The organism is Nonomuraea sp. NPDC005692, assembly GCF_040631115.1.
Classification (GTDB): Bacteria; Actinomycetota; Actinomycetes; order Streptosporangiales; family Streptosporangiaceae; genus Nonomuraea.
Map to the genome: position 1 here is coordinate 13,818 of NZ_JBEXYU010000006.1, position 15,634 is coordinate 29,451.

Annotated in this window: 11 protein-coding genes; 2 read left to right on the top strand and 9 right to left on the bottom strand. The window is 75.0% G+C overall.

Annotation, left to right across the window (positions count from 1 at the left end; translation table 11 throughout):
- Positions 1–184: 184 nt before the first annotated feature.
- From ABZ459_RS15225 to ABZ459_RS15240, 4 genes are all read right to left on the bottom strand, one after another.
- On the bottom strand, positions 185–1,564 hold the full coding sequence (locus ABZ459_RS15225; protein ID WP_357970709.1) for an FAD-dependent monooxygenase: 1,380 nt from the start codon (positions 1,562–1,564) through the stop codon (positions 185–187).
- Between the two features lie 54 nt (positions 1,565–1,618).
- A complete protein-coding gene (locus ABZ459_RS15230) occupies positions 1,619–4,672 on the bottom strand; it encodes a hypothetical protein (protein ID WP_357970711.1) in 3,054 nt (1,017 codons plus the stop codon).
- Between the two features lie 115 nt (positions 4,673–4,787).
- Positions 4,788–5,570 carry an SAM-dependent methyltransferase gene (locus tag ABZ459_RS15235; protein ID WP_357970714.1) on the bottom strand — a complete coding sequence of 261 codons (783 nt, stop codon included), beginning with the start codon at positions 5,568–5,570 and terminating at the stop codon, positions 4,788–4,790.
- Between the two features lie 66 nt (positions 5,571–5,636).
- The gene (locus ABZ459_RS15240; protein WP_357970717.1) at positions 5,637–6,236 is read right to left on the bottom strand and encodes a TetR family transcriptional regulator; all 600 of its coding nucleotides are present in this window, start codon (positions 6,234–6,236) and stop codon (positions 5,637–5,639) included.
- Positions 6,237–6,308: 72 nt separating this feature from the next.
- Here ABZ459_RS15240 and ABZ459_RS15245 point away from each other — a divergent pair, with 72 nt between their 5' ends.
- Both ABZ459_RS15245 and ABZ459_RS15250 read left to right on the top strand, forming a co-directional pair.
- Complete coding sequence (locus ABZ459_RS15245) at positions 6,309–7,112, top strand: methyltransferase domain-containing protein (RefSeq protein WP_357970720.1); 804 nt, start codon at positions 6,309–6,311, stop codon at positions 7,110–7,112.
- A gap of 71 nt (positions 7,113–7,183) precedes the next feature.
- Entirely contained in the window at positions 7,184–10,357 is a 3,174-nt protein-coding gene (locus ABZ459_RS15250; RefSeq protein ID WP_357970722.1) for a CARDB domain-containing protein, read from the top strand.
- 39 nt (positions 10,358–10,396) lie between these two features.
- Here the strand turns inward: ABZ459_RS15250 and ABZ459_RS15255 are convergent, their stop codons facing one another.
- The 5 genes from ABZ459_RS15255 to ABZ459_RS15275 form a co-directional block, all read right to left on the bottom strand.
- A complete protein-coding gene (locus ABZ459_RS15255) occupies positions 10,397–11,836 on the bottom strand; it encodes a cation:proton antiporter (protein ID WP_357970725.1) in 1,440 nt (479 codons plus the stop codon).
- 54 nt (positions 11,837–11,890) lie between these two features.
- Complete coding sequence (locus tag ABZ459_RS15260) at positions 11,891–13,099, bottom strand: MFS transporter (protein WP_357970727.1); 1,209 nt, start codon at positions 13,097–13,099, stop codon at positions 11,891–11,893.
- A 71-nt stretch (positions 13,100–13,170) separates the two neighbouring features.
- Complete coding sequence (hisG, locus tag ABZ459_RS15265) at positions 13,171–14,058, bottom strand: ATP phosphoribosyltransferase (RefSeq protein WP_357970729.1); 888 nt, start codon at positions 14,056–14,058, stop codon at positions 13,171–13,173.
- Between the two features lie 44 nt (positions 14,059–14,102).
- Positions 14,103–14,807, bottom strand: a complete 705-nt coding sequence (locus ABZ459_RS15270; RefSeq protein ID WP_357970731.1) for an SDR family NAD(P)-dependent oxidoreductase — start codon at positions 14,805–14,807, stop codon at positions 14,103–14,105.
- A complete protein-coding gene (locus tag ABZ459_RS15275; RefSeq protein WP_357970733.1) occupies positions 14,794–15,513 on the bottom strand; it encodes a phosphoribosylaminoimidazolesuccinocarboxamide synthase in 720 nt (239 codons plus the stop codon). The genes ABZ459_RS15270 and ABZ459_RS15275 overlap by 14 nt, the downstream gene beginning before the upstream one ends.
- Between the last annotated feature and the right edge of the window lie 121 nt (positions 15,514–15,634).

Below are 15,634 nucleotides of genomic sequence, written 5' to 3' on the forward strand. Positions count from 1 at the left end.
TCAGCCGTTCAGCACGAAGATGGCGGTGGACAGGGCGCTGACGGCGTACTTGGCGTAACGGCGAGCGGTCTTGACCATGAGGATCTCCCTGGTTGCTCGGGGCGCACGGGTGGCGCCCGCTGAGATCCAAGGATGTGCGGGGGCGCAAGAGAGCCACTACAGGGTCACTACAAGGGGCCTCGCCTCACACCAGCGTCAGGTAGTGGGCCAGCTCGGCGGCGGAGTCCGTGGCGATCCCGACGTGGCCGTCCGGGCGCACGAGCGTGTGCCGCACCCCGCCGTACGGCTCGGCCGGCGCGTACGCCCGCACCTGCGGGCCGCCCGGCACGCGGGGTGCGGGATCCGGCGACAGCAGCGTGAAGTGCGGGCCGCGCAGCAGGTCGAACAGGCGCGCCCGGGAGCCGTCGGCCAGCCGCAGCGGCCCGTCGGGCACCCGTTCGCCGCCCGCGCGGGCCAGCGAGCCGCCCCGGTAGCCGACCCGGAGCTGGTAGGTCTCCTCGTCCCGCCGGTACGACTTCCGGTCGTGCAGGTCCGTGCTGAGGCCGAGCACGCGGGCGGCGATCGGGCGGCGCTCCTCCTCGTAGGTGTCCAGCAGCGACGCCGGCCCGCCGGTCAGCGCGCGGGCGAGCTTCCAGCCCAGGTTGTAGGCGTCCTGGACGCCGGTGTTGAGCCCCTGGCCGCCCGCCGGGGAGTGCACGTGGGCGGCGTCCCCGGCCAGCAGCACGCGCCCGGCGCGGTAGGCGTCGGCCAGCCGGATGTTGACCCGGTAGAGCGAGGACCACAGCAGCTCGGTGACGCGGGCCGCGCGCAGCATCGAGCGTTCGGCGAAGAGCCGCTGGAAGCCGGCCAGCGTCAGGTCCGGCGTCGCGCCCGGCCTGAGCGGCGCCATGAACTGGAAGGCGTCGGTGCCGGCCATGGGGTAGAGCGCGACCATCCCCCTGCCCGGCCGCACCCAGGCGTGGATGTGCTCGCGGTCCAGCCCCTCGACGCGCACGTCCCCGAGGGCCATGCGCTCCTCCTCGCGGGTCTCGCCGGTGAACCCGATGCCGAGCGCCTTGCGCACCGTGCTCCTGCCGCCGTCGGCGGCGACCAGGTAGCGGGCCCGCAGGGTCGCCCCGGTGCCGAGCCGGGCCGTCACGCCGTGCGCGTCCTGCTCGAAGCCGGTCAGCTCGACGCCGTGCTCGACGGCGCCGCCCAGCTCGGCCAGCCGTTCCCGCAGCACCGCCTCGGTGCGCCACTGCGGGTGCATCCGCACCATCGGGTACGGCACCTGCTCGCTCGCCGCCGCCGGCCGGTGCATGCGGCCCTGGTAGACCGGCAGCCGCCCGATCCTGACCCGGATCGGCGGGTAGGGCGTTGTCCCGGCCAGGACCCGGTCGACGATCCCGAGGTCGTCGAAGATCTCCAGCGTCCGCGGCTGGAGGCCCTTGCCCTTGGAGCCCGCCGAGGGCGCCGCCGCCCGCTCGACGACGCGGTGGGCGATCCCGCGCCTGGCCAGCTCCACGGCGAGGGTGAGGCCGGTGGGACCGGCGCCGACGATGAGCACGTCCGTCTTGTCCGTCATGGGGCGACCGTGCCAGGCGCCGCTGCCAGATCTCTGTCAGCGCCCTGCCGGAGGTCACGAGCAGGGCGGACGGTAGGGCAGGTCGTCGAAGTAGCGCCGCCACTCGGCCCGGGTGAGCGGCATCCCGGCGGCCTCGCAGACGCGCGCGGCCACCGACTCCGGCCGCAGGTCCCACAACCGCAGGTCGTGGCCAGCGGCCGAGACGAGGGTGTGGTCGTCGGCGTACAGGACGGTCCCGAGGTCGGGGTGGGACAGCTCGGCGATCGGCCTTCGGGAGCGCAGGTCCCACAGGCGGGTGGTGCGGGAGGCGTCCGTGGTGGCCAGGGCGGCGCCGTCGGGGCTGAACCCGGCGATCAGGACGGTGCCGCCGTGCCCGCGCAGGGCCGCCGGACGGGGGGCGCGGCCCGGGTCGGCGATCCTCCAGACGCGGGCGGTCCGGTCGTGGCCGGTGCTGACCAGCACGTCGCCCTTCGGGCCGAAGCGCACGCCGGCCACCGCGTCGGCGTGCTCCTCGTGGTGGGCGACCTGGTCGAGGGCGCGGCGGCGCACGTCCCACAGGCGGACGCCGCGGTCGGCGCCGCCGCTGGCCAGCAGGCCGCCGCCGGGGCTGAAGTCGAGCGCGCCGACGTCGCCGAAGCCGTCGCGGGCGGCCAGGCGGCGCGGCGGGCCGGTGACGTCCCAGAGCAGCAGCCGGCCGCCGTGGTCGCCGGTGGCCAGGACGCGTCCGTCGGGGCTGAGCGCGGCGACCGCGAGGCCGCGCACCGGCAGCCGGACGTGCCGGGCCGGGCGGTAGGGGTCGCGGATGTCCCACACGGTCACGGCCACGCCGCGCTCGACGGTGGCCAGCCGGCGGCCGTCCCCGCTCAGCGCCGGATCGGCGGCCGGTGGAACGTTCCAGCGCGACAGCAGCACGCGGTGGCGGGGGTCGCGGACGTCCCACAGCGCGCCGCCGCGCGCGCCGGTCGTGGCCATCAGCGTCCGGTCCCGGCTCAGCACCAGCCCGGTCACCGGGTCGGGCACGCGCACCGGATGGCGCCACTGGTAGAACGCGCCGGCCGCCGACCCGGTGGCCAGCGCCTGACCGTCGGCGGTGAAGGCGAGGCCGAGCACGCGGTCGGGGTGCGGGAACGAGGTGACCTCCGCGCGGGTGGCCACCGTCCACAGCCGGACCGCGCGGTCGTCGCCGGCGGCGGCCAGGACGGTGCCGTCCGGGCTGAACGCCAGGGCGCCGGCGGGGTCGCCGTACCGGACGGGCCGGTCGCAGCGGCGGGCGCGCAGGAGGCAGAGCCAGGTGCCGCGGCCGGGCGCCGACCAGGCCAGCGCGGCGCCGTCGGGGCTGATCGCGAGCGCGGCGGGGCCGTCCTGGAGGCCGGTCGCGATCGTGTCCGCGGGGGAGGCGGGCCGGGCCGGGTCCCACAGGCGCACGCTGCCGTCGTCGTGGCCGGTGACCACCGTGTCGTCGCCGACGGCGAAGCGGGTGACCTGGGCGGAGGCGCGTACCGGAGGCAGGGCGACCGGGCGGCCGGCGAGCCTCCAGCGCCGGACGCCGTGCGCGGCGGCGGCGAGCACCGTGCGGCCGTCCGGCGTGAACGCCGCCGTCGCCGCGCCGGGCAGGGCGGCGACGTGCCGGGGGCGGGCGGGGTCCACGACGTTCCACACCTCGACGCCGTGCCGGGTGGCCGCGAGCAGGACGCGGTCACCGCCGGAGGGCCGGAAGGCGAGCGCGCCGACCGGACCGGCGGCGCGCGGCAGGGTGGCCAGCGGGGTGCGGCGGCGCGAGTCGGTGGCGTCCCACAGCTCGACCACGCCGTTGTCGGCGCCGGTCGCGAGCAGGGCGTGGTCCTGGCTGTAGGCGATCGCCCCCAGCCGGTCGCCGGCCGAGCGCAGCCGGGTGGCGTACGGCTCGGCGGTGTCGAGCAGCGTGCCGCGGGTGCCCGGGGTGTCGGCCAGGCCCTGGGCGGCCACCGCCACCTGCATCGCCAGCGCCGGGTCCGTGGCCCGCAGCGCCCGCGCCTGGACGGCGGCCCGCTCGGCGAGCGCGGTGACGCGGGCGGCGCTCGCCCGGCCGCTCTTCTGCCACGCCAGCCCCGCGCCCGCCCCGGCGACCACCACCAGCACCACCAGCGCCACCACCAGCCCGCGCACCCTCCGCCCGACCGGACACGCCCTGGCGCCCCCGCCGGAGCCGGAGGCGGGAGCCGCGGGCCCTCCGCCAGGGGAGGAAGCCGCCGACTCGGGATCGGGAGAGGGGGGAACGGGCTCCTCCCGGCCGGAGCGGAGAAGGGCGGGTTTCTCCCGGTCGGGAGAGGGAGAAGCGGGCGCGGGGCCGGGGGCGAGAGGCGGCGCGGTGGCGTTCCGGTAGGCGGCGTGGGTGAGCGTGTCGCCGTCGCGGCGGTGCCAGGTGGCGCGCATCGCGTGGGACAGGCGCGGCAGCGCGTCGGCCGTCACCGGGGCGTCGTCGCGTACGCCCAGGTCGTGCAGGATCGTCTCGGCCAGCTCCGGCTCCAGGGACAGCCCCGCGACCCGGGCCGGTTCGGTGATCGCGCGGCGCAGCTCGTCGCCGGTCATCGGGCCGAGCGGCAGCGACCGCGTCCGCAGCGCCTCGACCAGTGGCGGAAACCCCAGGCACCGCTCGTAGCAGTCGGCCCGCATCCCGATCACCACCGGCAGCCCGCCCGCCGCGAGCGCGCACAGCTCCTCGACGTACGCCTCCCGCCCGGACCCCGCCCGAGCCGTGAACAGCTCCTCGAACCGGTCGACCACCAGCAGCGCGCACTCCGCCACCGGCCGTCCCCCGCCCGGGACCGGCGAGCCGGGCGTACGCCACAACACCCCGGCGCGGCCCCCCGCCGGCGAACCCGCCAGGACGGCCGGCACCAGCCCCGCGGCCAGCACCGACGTCTTGCCCGCCCCCGCCGCCCCGGCCAGCACCACGGGACGGGCGGCGCGCGGCTCCCCGAGCAGCCCCACCAGCTCGGACACGACCCGCTCGCGCCCGAAGAACCACCTGGCGTCCCCGGTCGTGAACGGCCCCGGCGGCCAGGGGCACGGATCCCGCGCGCACCGGTCCCGCTCGCTCCCCAGCCCCGCGCCGAACCCGTCGTCCATCCCGCTCCCGTCACTCTGTGAAGTTGATCGGGGACTCAGGGTACGCGGGCCCGCCAGGCGGCGTACGCCGGTCGGGAAGGCGGCATCGCCCGGACCGGCGCGAAGCCGGGGACGGTCAGCGCTTGCGGCCGACGCCCGCGCAGTAGACGGCCTCGCGGTCGGCGTACAGCGTCTCGGGGACGGGACGCCAGCGCGGCAGCGGCACCACGCCCGGCTCCAGCAGCTCCAGCCCGTCGAAGAAGCTCGTGACCTCCTCAAGGGTGCGCAGCGTCATGGGCGCCCCGCCGCTCTCGTTCCAGTGGCGGACGCCCTCTTCGAGCTGCCTGCCGACCACGCCGTGGGAGACGGCCAGGTGGCTGCCCGGCGCCATCGGCTCCAGCAGCTCGGCGATGATCGAGCGGGCCAGGCCGGTGTCGGGAAGGAAGTCCACGACGCCGAGCAGGGTCAGCCCGATCGGCCGGTCGAAGTCGAGGTGCTCGGCGGCGGCGGCCAGGATCTTGCCGGGGTCGCGCAGGTCGGCGTCGACGAAGGCGGTCGTCCCTGCGGGCGCGGCCCGCAGCAGCGCCCGCGCGTGGGCCAGGACCATGGGGTCGTTGTCGACGTACACGACGTGGCTGTCCGGGGCCACCGCCTGGGCGACCTGGTGGGTGTTGTCCGCCGTGGGGATGCCGGTGCCGATGTCCAGGAACTGCCGGACGCCCGCCTCCCCGGCCATGTACCGCACCGCGCGGCCGAGGAACTCCCTGTTCGTACGGGCCAGCACCGGCAGGTCGGGCACGGCGGCGAGGATCTGCTCGCTCACCATCCGGTCGATCTCGTAGTTGTCCTTGCCGCCCAGCCACAGGTCGTAGATGCGGGCGGGGCTCGGAACATCGGTGTTCAGCGAACGTTCGCTCATCGCGACGCCTTCCGGACGAAAGGGGCTACGGGGGAGATCGTAGCCCCAAGATCCCTTCAAGGGGACTCAGAGCAGGCGGCGCTGGATCGGGTCGGCCATGGCCGTGGTGACGATCCACTCGACGACGGCGGCGTCGGGCGGGTCGTCCTCGCGGCCGGCGAACAGCAGGTGGGCGCTGCCGATCAGGGTGAGCGCCAGGGCGTCGACGTCGGCGTCGACCGCGATGCGGCCCATCTCGCGCTCGGCGGCGAGGTAGGCGGCGATCATGGTCGTGGCCTCGCCCAGGAGCGGGATGCCCGCCGACCCGGCCTGGCGCAGGCGGGCGCGCAGGCCGTCGCGGGAGATGACGAGGCTGACGACGGCCACGGCGACCGAGCCGAACAGCTCCAGCAGCGCGAGGGTGAGGTTTCCCGCGACGGTGCCGGTGCCGGCGCTCGCGCGCAGGGCGGCGGACTGGGCCTCGACGCGGCGGATGCGGTCGGTCACCAGCTCGGCGAGGAAGGCGTCGAAGTCGGCGAAGTGGCGGTGGAGCACGCCCTTGGCGCAGCCCGCCTCGGTGGTGACCGCCCGGCTGGTCAGAGCGTTGGCCCCGTCGCGGAGCAGGACGCGCTCGGCGGCGTCGAAGAGCTGTTCGCGCACGTCGCGGAGGGCTACGCCTGTGGGCACCGGGCCGGTCTCCTTCCTTCGCGAATCCTGTTCAGAGTAGACGAGTGGGCACGTGCCCATTAGAGTGGGCGCATGCCCACTCATACCCCCGAGAACGAGCCGCACCTGCACCGGCGGATGGCCGAGTCCTTCGGCGCCGACGCCGACCGCTACGACCGCACCCGCCCCCGCTACCCCGAGGAGATGGTGACCCGGATCGCCGGGTCGAGCCCCGGCCCCGACGTGCTCGACGTCGGCATCGGCACCGGCATCGCGGCCCGCCAGTTCCAGGCGGCCGGCTGCCGGGTGTCCGGCGTGGACGTGGACCCGCGCATGGCCGACCTGGCCCGGCGCGACGGCATCGAGGTGGACGTGTCCGCCTTCGAGTCCTGGGACCCGGCCGGCCGGACGTTCGACGCGGTCGTCGCCGGCCAGACCTGGCACTGGATCGACCCCGTCGCGGGCGCGGCCAAGGCGGCTCAGGTGCTGCGGCCCGGGGGCAGGCTGGCGCTGTTCTGGAACGTCTTCCAGACGCCGGACCTCCTGGCCGACGCCTTCGCCGAGGTCTACCGCCGCGTGCTGCCCGACCTGCCGGCGCTCGGCCAGGCCGGCCCCGCCGTGGGCATGTACACGTCGCTGCTCGACAAGATCGCCGACGGGGTCCGGACGGCGGGCGCGTTCGGCGAGCCCGAGCGGTGGGACTACGCGTGGGAGCGCGTCTACACCCGGGACGAGTGGCTGGCGCAGGTGCCCACGCACGGCCCGGTCACCGGATTGCCGCCGGAGCGGCGCCGCGAACTGCTGGCGGGCATCGGGGCCGCGATCGACGCGGTGGGCGGCGCCTTCACCGTGCACTACGACGTCCTGGTGCTCACCGCCGTCCGGCGGGCTGAGTAGCCGTTACTCATGCGGTCATGGGAGCGCGCGCGGACGATCCTCCTCAGGGCGACACCCCAGGAGGAACCACCGTGAGCGTCACACATGACATGAGAACCGGGCGGAAAGGGCCGGCGCGGTGGCGCGGGCGGCTCACGTTCGCCGCGATCGGCGTGCTGGTCGCCGCCTTGATCCCGGCGCTGGCGACGCCGGCGTCGGCGGCGGTCCCCGGCTTCTCGCTGACCTTCTCCATCGACTATCTCCGCCAGATCGAGGACCCGGACAGCGGAGGCGTCGGCGACGGCGACTACTACCCCAAGGTCAGGATCGCCGACGGCCCGCTCGAGACCGGCCCGCGCATCGAGGACGACGAGTTCGAGCCCCTCGGCCTGCCCGAGGCCCCGGGCGGCTGGGTCTTCACCAAGTCCGACCTGCCCGGCGACCAGCCGACCGTGAACATCACCGTCGCCCTCTGGGACTATGACGGCGGCCTCAACACCAACGACGACCGCATGGACATCAGCCCCCAGAACGACGACCTCGACCTCGACCTCGTCTACGACGTGCGCTCGGGCACCCTGTCGGGCGACGGCGTGCAGTTCGGCACGCCGTGCGTCGACTCCCAGGGGCGGCAGAAGGGCCAGACGTGCGCCGAGGGCGACGGCGACCACGGCTTCCCCAGGGACAACGACGGCAGGAAGACCAGGATCGGCTTCACCGTCTCCACCGTGATGCCCGACACCGACCACGACGGCATCCCGGACCTCGTCGAGCTGTCCGGGATCCGCGACAGGAACGGCGGGGTCATCGCCGACCTCCCGGCGCTCGGCGCGGACCCGTGCCGCAAGACGATCGTGCTGCAGGCCGACTACATGGCCGACGCCAGGCACTCCCACCGGCCCAAGCCGGACGCGATCACCCTGGTCAGGAACGCCTTCGACGCCGCGCCGGTCAAGGCGGAGAACCCGTGCCCGTACCCCGGGACGCACCGGGACGGCGTCGACTTCGTCTACCTCCAGGGCGCGCAACTGCCCGAGCAGGCCGCCATGGGCCTGGCCGACGACAGCGACTTCCGTGACGCGCGCACCGCCGACTTCCCCGCCGAGCTGGCCCGGTACGCGCACTACGCGATCTTCGCCCACGACCTCGTCGTCACCACCGCGACCGGGAGCTCGACGTCGCCGGGCACGTCGGGGCAGTGCTGCGAGCCCACCAGGGACAACAACAAGGACTTCATCGTCACCTTCGGCTCGTGGCGGACGATGTGCGTGGCCGACTTCGGCGTGGACTACGGCGGCGACGGCCGGCTCCAGACCACCCCGGCGGGCGACGACGTGGTGATCGGCACCCAGATCCACGTGGGCCCGGACCGTACGTGCGACACCACCGGCGCGGACCCGACCGACCGGCAGGTGCTCACCGTCGGCACCGGCCGGGACGACGCCGAGGTCGGCACCGTCCAGGACCAGGCCGGGACCATCATGCACGAGCTCGGGCACGCCCTGGGCCTGCGGCACGGCGGCGACGTCAACGACCAGTGGAAGCCCAACTACCTCAGCGTCATGAACTACTTCTTCCAGTCGGGCATCCCCACCGGCCCGCCGCCGCTGCTGGTCAACCAGCTCAGGGACTGGAAGATCGGCGCGATCCGGGTCGGCTACTCCAGCGGCGGCCTGCCCCCGCTCACCGAGGGCACGCTGAACGAGTCCGCCGGCATCGGCGACGGCACCGACCACACCTTCTGGTGGACCGACAACCTCGCCAACCCCACCAGCACGTTCCGGCCGCTGCGCTCGGCCGCCGGCAACGCGCCGATCAACTGGAACGACAACACCGCCCCCGGCACCGGCGCCCCGCTCATCGACACGGGGACGGTGAACGTGGACATCAACGCCAGCGGCGGCAGCACGACCCTGCGTGACCACGACGACTGGGCCGCCGTCAAGTACCGGGCCGCGCTCTCGCCGGACGCCAAGGGCTGGGCCTGCAGCAGCTTCCCCGTCTCCGCGCCCACGTGCAGCGGCTCGGGCAGCGGCTCGGGAGCCGAGCCGGAGAAGGAGCTCGACTTCACCACCGCCGTACGGCAGGAGATGTCCTTCTTCAACCTCTACGACCCCGACATCGTCACCGCCAAGAGCGTCGACAAGCCTGACGCCGAACCCGGCGACACCCTCACCTACCAGGTGAAGCTGGACAACGTCGGCACCGGTCCGGCGGCCTCCGTCGGCGTGACCGACACCCCGCCCACCGGGCCGGCCCAGACCCGCCAGGTTCCCTACCTGGGCGCCGGACGGTCCACGACCGAGACGTTCACGTACACGGTGCCGTGCGACACGGCCGACGCGGCCGTCCTGACCAACACGGCCACCGCCACCGCGACGGACACCGCCGGCGGCCCCGAGGCCGACACGGGCGACAACACCGCCAAGGCCGCCACCACCGCGCACGCGCCGCGGCTCACCCTGACCAAGACCGCACCGGCCACCGTGAACGCCGGAGAGGCGATGACCGTCGGGCTGCGGGCGGCCAACGTCGGCAGCGGCAGGGCCACCGACGTCGTCCTCACCGACACGCTGCCCAAGGAGGTCTACTACAGCAGCGCGCTCGACCGCGGCAGCGGCCCCCGTCCCGGCACGGTCACCCGCAACCCGGACGGCACCACCACCCTGACCTGGACGCTCGGCCCCCTCGACGGCGGCGCGGACGTGTCCGTCGGGTTCACGGCCCGGCCCGGCCTGCTGTTCACGAAGGGCGCCGAGCTGCCCGACACGGCGGCCGCCGCGTACCGGAACGCGGGCGGCTGCGTCTACGAGCCCGCCACGGCGTCCGCCACGACGACGGTCACCGAGGTCGCCCCCACCCGCGACCCGCGCTCGCACGGCTACTGGAAGACGCACCAGGAGGCTCGCACCGCCGAGTTCCTGGCCCGCGTCCAGGCCACCGACCAGCGGTTCGACACCGGGCAGGACGGCGAGCTGGGCGACGCCGAGGCCGTCGCCGCGCTCTCGGCCGGCGGCCCGCAACCCGGGCCGGCCCGCTTCCAGCTCCTGGCCACGCTGCTCGACCTGGCGGCCCGGCAGGTCAACGCGAGCACCCGGCTCGACTCGCCGCTCGTCCGGCGGCTCGGGGTGCGCACGGTCGGCGAGGCGGTCAGGTACGCCTTCGCCACCCTCGACCTGCCGCACGGCGGCGCGGCGGCCGGGCGCTACTCCGACACCACCTCGATGCTCGACGAGATCGTGAACAACCGGAGCGAGGTTTACTGACCCCCGCCAGGACGCCGCCACGAGGGCGCCGCGGCCGGCTCAGGCCGGTTGCGGCGTCCGCGGCTCGGCCCTGGCCGGGGCGTAGAGGCCGAGGCGGCGCAGGGCCGGCGCGGTCATCATGGTGGTGATCAGGGCCATCAGCACGAGCACCGTGAACGTGCCGGGCGAGATCAGCCCCATGCCGAGCCCGGTGCTGAGCACGACGATCTCGGTGACGCCGCGGGCGTTCATGAGCACGCCGAGCCCGAGCGCGAGGCGTCCCGGCATGCCGCCCGCCCAGGCGATCACCCCGGCCGCGCCCAGCTTGCCGAGGACGGCGGCCACCAGCAGCACCGCCCCGCCCAGCAGCACCACCGGATGACCGAACGCCAGATGCACGTCGGTGCGCAGCCCGATCGAGGCGAAGAACACCGGCAGCAACATCGCGCGGTTGAGCGAGCCGAGGCGTTCGGGCACCGCGCCGAGCACGGGCGCGTCGCGGGGGAAGGCGACCCCCGCCAGCAGGGCGCCGAAGATCGCGTGCACGCCGATGGCGTCGGTCGCCGCCGCCAGGGCGAAGATCAGGCCCAGGACCAGCGCGAGCGCCGCCGGAGCGGGCAGCCGGCGGGCGGCGTGCCGGGCCGCCAGGGCGGCGAGCGCGGGGCGTACGACGAGGGTCACGGCGAGGACCAGGGCGGCGGCCAGCCCCAGCGAGGTCAGCACGCCCGCCGGGGAGCCGGCGTGGGCCAGGGCGATCACCGCGGCCAGCGCGCACCAGGCGAGCACGTCGGCCAGCCCCGCGCACAGGATCGCCAGCGACCCCAGCCGGGTGGCGGTCAGCCCGGCCTCCTGGAGGATCCTGGCCAGCACGGGGAACGCGGTGACGCTCAACGCCGTCCCGGCGAACAGGACGAACGCCGTGCCCGACGCCGACGGCCCGGCGAGCGCACCGGCGAACGGGAGCGCCGCGACCGCTCCCAGGGCGAACGGCACGGCCGTCATCGCCAGCGCGGCGACCCCCACGACCACGCGCTGCCGGCCGAGGGCGGCCGGGTCGAACTCCCGCCCCACCGTGAACATGAAGACCGCCAGCCCGGCCTGGGCCAGCAGTTCGAGCTGCGGCGCGACCCAGCCGGGCAGGATCAGCGCGGACACCCCGGGCGCCAGCGAGCCCAGCGCGGACGGCCCGAGCAGCAGCCCGGCCACCATCTGCCCCACCACGGACGGCTGGCCCGCCCGGCGCGCCAGGACGCCGCCCAGCGAGGCCAGCCCGCCGATGACCACCACGGCGAGGAACAGCCGCAGGATCGACTGGGCGGGCGGCGCCCCGGCGTGCGCGGCCGGCGCCGCCGCCTGCCCCGGCTGCTGCGCGCCCGGCCCGAACACCAGCAGCATCGACACGCCCGCCACGGCGATCAGCAGCAGCGCGACCGCCAGGCCCCGGGCCGGGGCGGGCAGCAGGGCCTGTTCGGTGTCGTCGAGCGGGTCGTGTCCGCGCATGGTCGCACCTTCCTGCCTACTCCGCGATGGGCTCCCGGCCCCTCGGCGGCCGGCTCAGTCGGCGGCCGGGAGCGGCCGGGCCGCCCGCCGGCCGATCAGCAGCAGGGCGCCGACGGCGGCGACGATGCCGACGGCGATGACGGGGATCAGGGCCTGGTAGCCGATCTCGCCGGCCACCAGGCCGAACAGCGGGGGACCGAGCAGGGAGCCGAGGCTGCCGGCCTGGGCGATGACGCCGTTGCCGACGTCGGCGTGGTCGAGGCGTTCCAGGACGAGGGGGAGCGCGGCGAAGACCAGGGCGCCCAGGAAGCCGTTCTCCATGGAGATGACGCCCGCGCCGGTGAGCGCGCCCCCGGCGGAGCCGCCGGCGTACAGGATCCAGGCGGCCGGCACGACGAGGAAGCCCGACAGGGCCAGCACGCCGACCCGTACGCCCCTGCGCAGCAGGACGCCCACCGCCAGCCCGCCGGCCACGCCGAGCAGCGAGATCACCGAGGTCAGCGCGCCCGCGGCGGCGGCCGAGCGGCCGTACTGCTCGATGAGCAGCGTGGGCAGCAGCACGATCACCGGGATGGTCACCAGCGCGGTCAGGCAGAAGGCCGCGGCCAGCACGCCCGGCCAGGTGAGCGCCCGCGCCCGGGGCACCGGCCCGGCCGCCTGCGCCCCGCCGGCGCGCGGCAGCCGCGCCCACGTCACCGCGGCGATCAGCAGCGTCAGCCCGGCGATCAGGCCGGTCCAGCCGCGCCACCCCAGCGCGTCGCCGGCCGCGCCGCCGGCCAGCGTGCTGGCCCCCAGCCCGACCGGGACGAACGTCGCCCAGACCGACAGGGCGGTGCCCCGGTCGCGCTCGTGGGCCAGGCGCAGGATCAGCGCCGGGCAGGAGATGGTGACCAGGACGTAGCCGACGCCCTCGACGCCGCGGGCGATGAGCAGCCAGGCGAAGTCGTTCGCCGCCATGCTGGCCGCGCCCGCCGCCGCGATCAGGACCAGGCCGGTGACCAGCGACCGCCCGGTGCCGAAGCGGCGGACGAGATACCCCGCCGGCAGGCCGACCACCGCCCCGACGCCGACCACCGCCGAGATCACCCAGCCCAGCTCCGGCAGCGACAGCCCGAGCTGGGCCGCCATCGCGGGCCCGACCGAGGAGAACTTGCCGAGGCTCATCGCGCCGACGACCCCGCCGACGTAGACGAGGAGGATCGTCAGCCAGGGGGAGCGTCGCGGGGACGCCTCCGTGATCTTTGCCGCCGACCGGGGGTCCATGAGTCTCCTTCGCACTGCGCTCCGCGGGCCAGGGTTCCCACGTCCGATCTTCGCCATGCCGGCGGCGCCGATCAACCCGCTTCCCCCGTGGCGAAGATGCCGATGCCCGACTCGGTGACGTTGACCGCCCCGGCCGACAGCAGTGCGTCGATCGTCTCGGGCACCTCCCGCCTGGGCAGGACGCCCTGTAGGACGACCATGGTCCCGTCCGCGAGGTCGGCGCCCGCGCGCCACGACTGGCCCGGCATCGCGGGCACCACCTCGGCCAGCCGGTCGGCGGGGGTGCGGACCGTCAGCAGCACGTGGGCCGGGCCCACCCAGGCGGCGCGCAGCAGCAGGGCGACGTTCCTGATCACGCCGCGCCTGGCCGGGTCGGCGTAGGCGGCCGGGTTGGCGACGAGCTGCGCGCCGCAGGTCCGGACGGTCTCGATGACGCGCAGGTCGTTCTGGCGCAGCGAGTGGCCGGTCTCCACGACGTCCATCATGGCGTCGGCCAGCTCGGGGATCTTGGCCTCGGTCGCGCCGTAGGACACGACCACCTCGGCCCGCCGTCCCGCCTCGCGGAAGAAGCGGCGGCCGATGTTCGGGTACTCGGTGGCCACCCTGACCCCGTCGTCGAGGTCGGCGGCGCTGCGGGCGGGGTGGCCGGACGGCACCGCGAGCACCAGCCGCCACGGCCGCTCGGTGTTCCTGGAGTAGTCGAACGACTCCACCACCTCGACCTCGGCCCCGGTCTCCTCCACCCAGTCGGCGCCGGTCAGCCCGAGGTCGAAGGTGCCGTCCCCGACGACCAAGGGGATCTCGCGCGGCTTGTAGAAGGCCACGTGCGACACGCCGGAGTGGTCCACCGTGCCGCGGTAGGAGCGGTCCGAGCGCCGCCGTACGGGCAGCCCCGCGGTCGCGAAGAGCTCCAGGGCCCGCCGCTCCAGCGAACCCTTCGGCAGGGCGAGCGAGATCATGGTTTCCTCCTGACGGGCACGGCGGGACGGCGGGGGCGCGAGCATCACACGTGCAGCAGCCGGTCGATGCCGACGACGGGCGGCTCGGGCAGGCAGGACGGCCGCACCTCGATCTCGCCCACCACGAGGTCGTCCGGCCAGGAGTCGACGATGGTGGCCACGCAGCGGGCCACCGACCGGGTGCTCATCTTGTGCGGCGAGCCGTCGCCGTCGAGGTTGGCGATGGCGCCCGGCGAGACCAGGCAGGCGCGCACCCCGTTGCGGCGCTCCTCCAGCAGCAGCGTCTCGACCAGCGCCTTCAGCCCGGCCTTGGTGGCGCTGTAGGCGGCCCCGCCCTCGAAGTACCGCGTCCCGGCGTGGCTGCCCATCGCGACGAACATCCCGCCGGCGGCCCGCAACGCCGGCAGGACGGCTTTGAGCAGGTGGAAGCAGGCGCTCAGGTTGATCGCGACCAGCCGCTCCCAGTCCTCCGCGCGCAGCTCGGCGATCGGGTCGAGCACCCGGTCCACCGCGTTGGACACGCAGACGTCGAGCCGGCCGGCCGAGCCGAGCACCTGGGCGGTCGCCTCCGCGATCTGCGCCGGGTCCGACAGGTCGCACCTGTGCTCGCCGAGCCAGTCCTCACCCGCGAGCGAGCGGTTCAGGGAGAAGACGCGGTAGCCGCGCTCGCGCAGCTCCTCGGCGATGGCCCGCCCGCTGCCCCGGTTGCTGCCGGTGACCAGCGCGGCCGGGGTCTCATGTGATGACATCGAGGACGCGGCTCCACTGGTTCACGATCTCCTCGCCCGCCACGCCGTCCCGGAACAGGTCCTTGTCCAGCGGGGAGCCGTCCTGGTGGCGCAGGCGCATGCAGTCCTGGGAGATCTCGGAGATGACGGTCAGCCCGCCGTCGGCGGTCCGGCCGAAGATGAGGCAGAAGTCCCACACCTCCAGCGGGCGCAGCCAGGACCGCAGCACGTCGTTGACGGCGAGGGACAGCTCCCGCATCTCCTCCACCGGCAGGTCCAGCGCCCGCAGGTAGTCCTCGCCGATCGGCTGGTCCTCGGGGTCGGTCCGGTAGTCGAACTTCACGACCGGGCGCGGCAGCGGGGCGCCGTCCTCGAACAGGCCGGGGTACTTGCGGGTGGTCGACCCCGTGGCCCGGTTCTTCACGATCACCTCGAACGGCGGCGCCGGGCAGTAGTCGGCCACGTACGAGTCGGCCGAGACCCGTTCCCGGAACGCGCACGGCACGCCGGCGTCGGCCAGCCGGGCCGCCGCCCTTTCGTAGAAATCGAGCCGGAGCGGCCCGGTGCGCTCGACGATTTCATCACGGTGGTACGTGAAACTGCGCAGGCTGGGGATTATCTGCACCAGGCACCGCCCGTCGGGCAGCAGCCACAGACGCTTACTGCGCCCGATGATATCCGGCTCTCCCCGGCCGGCCGGAGTTCCCGGCTCTGATCCGTTATCCACGCCGCCTCCATCCGCCGACAATGGCCCACACAACTTGATATTGCGGGCACCTCGTTGTCAAGGCGGCGTGACCCTGGAAAAAGGAGCACTTGACGTGGCTCTCGCGGTCTTGATATGTCGT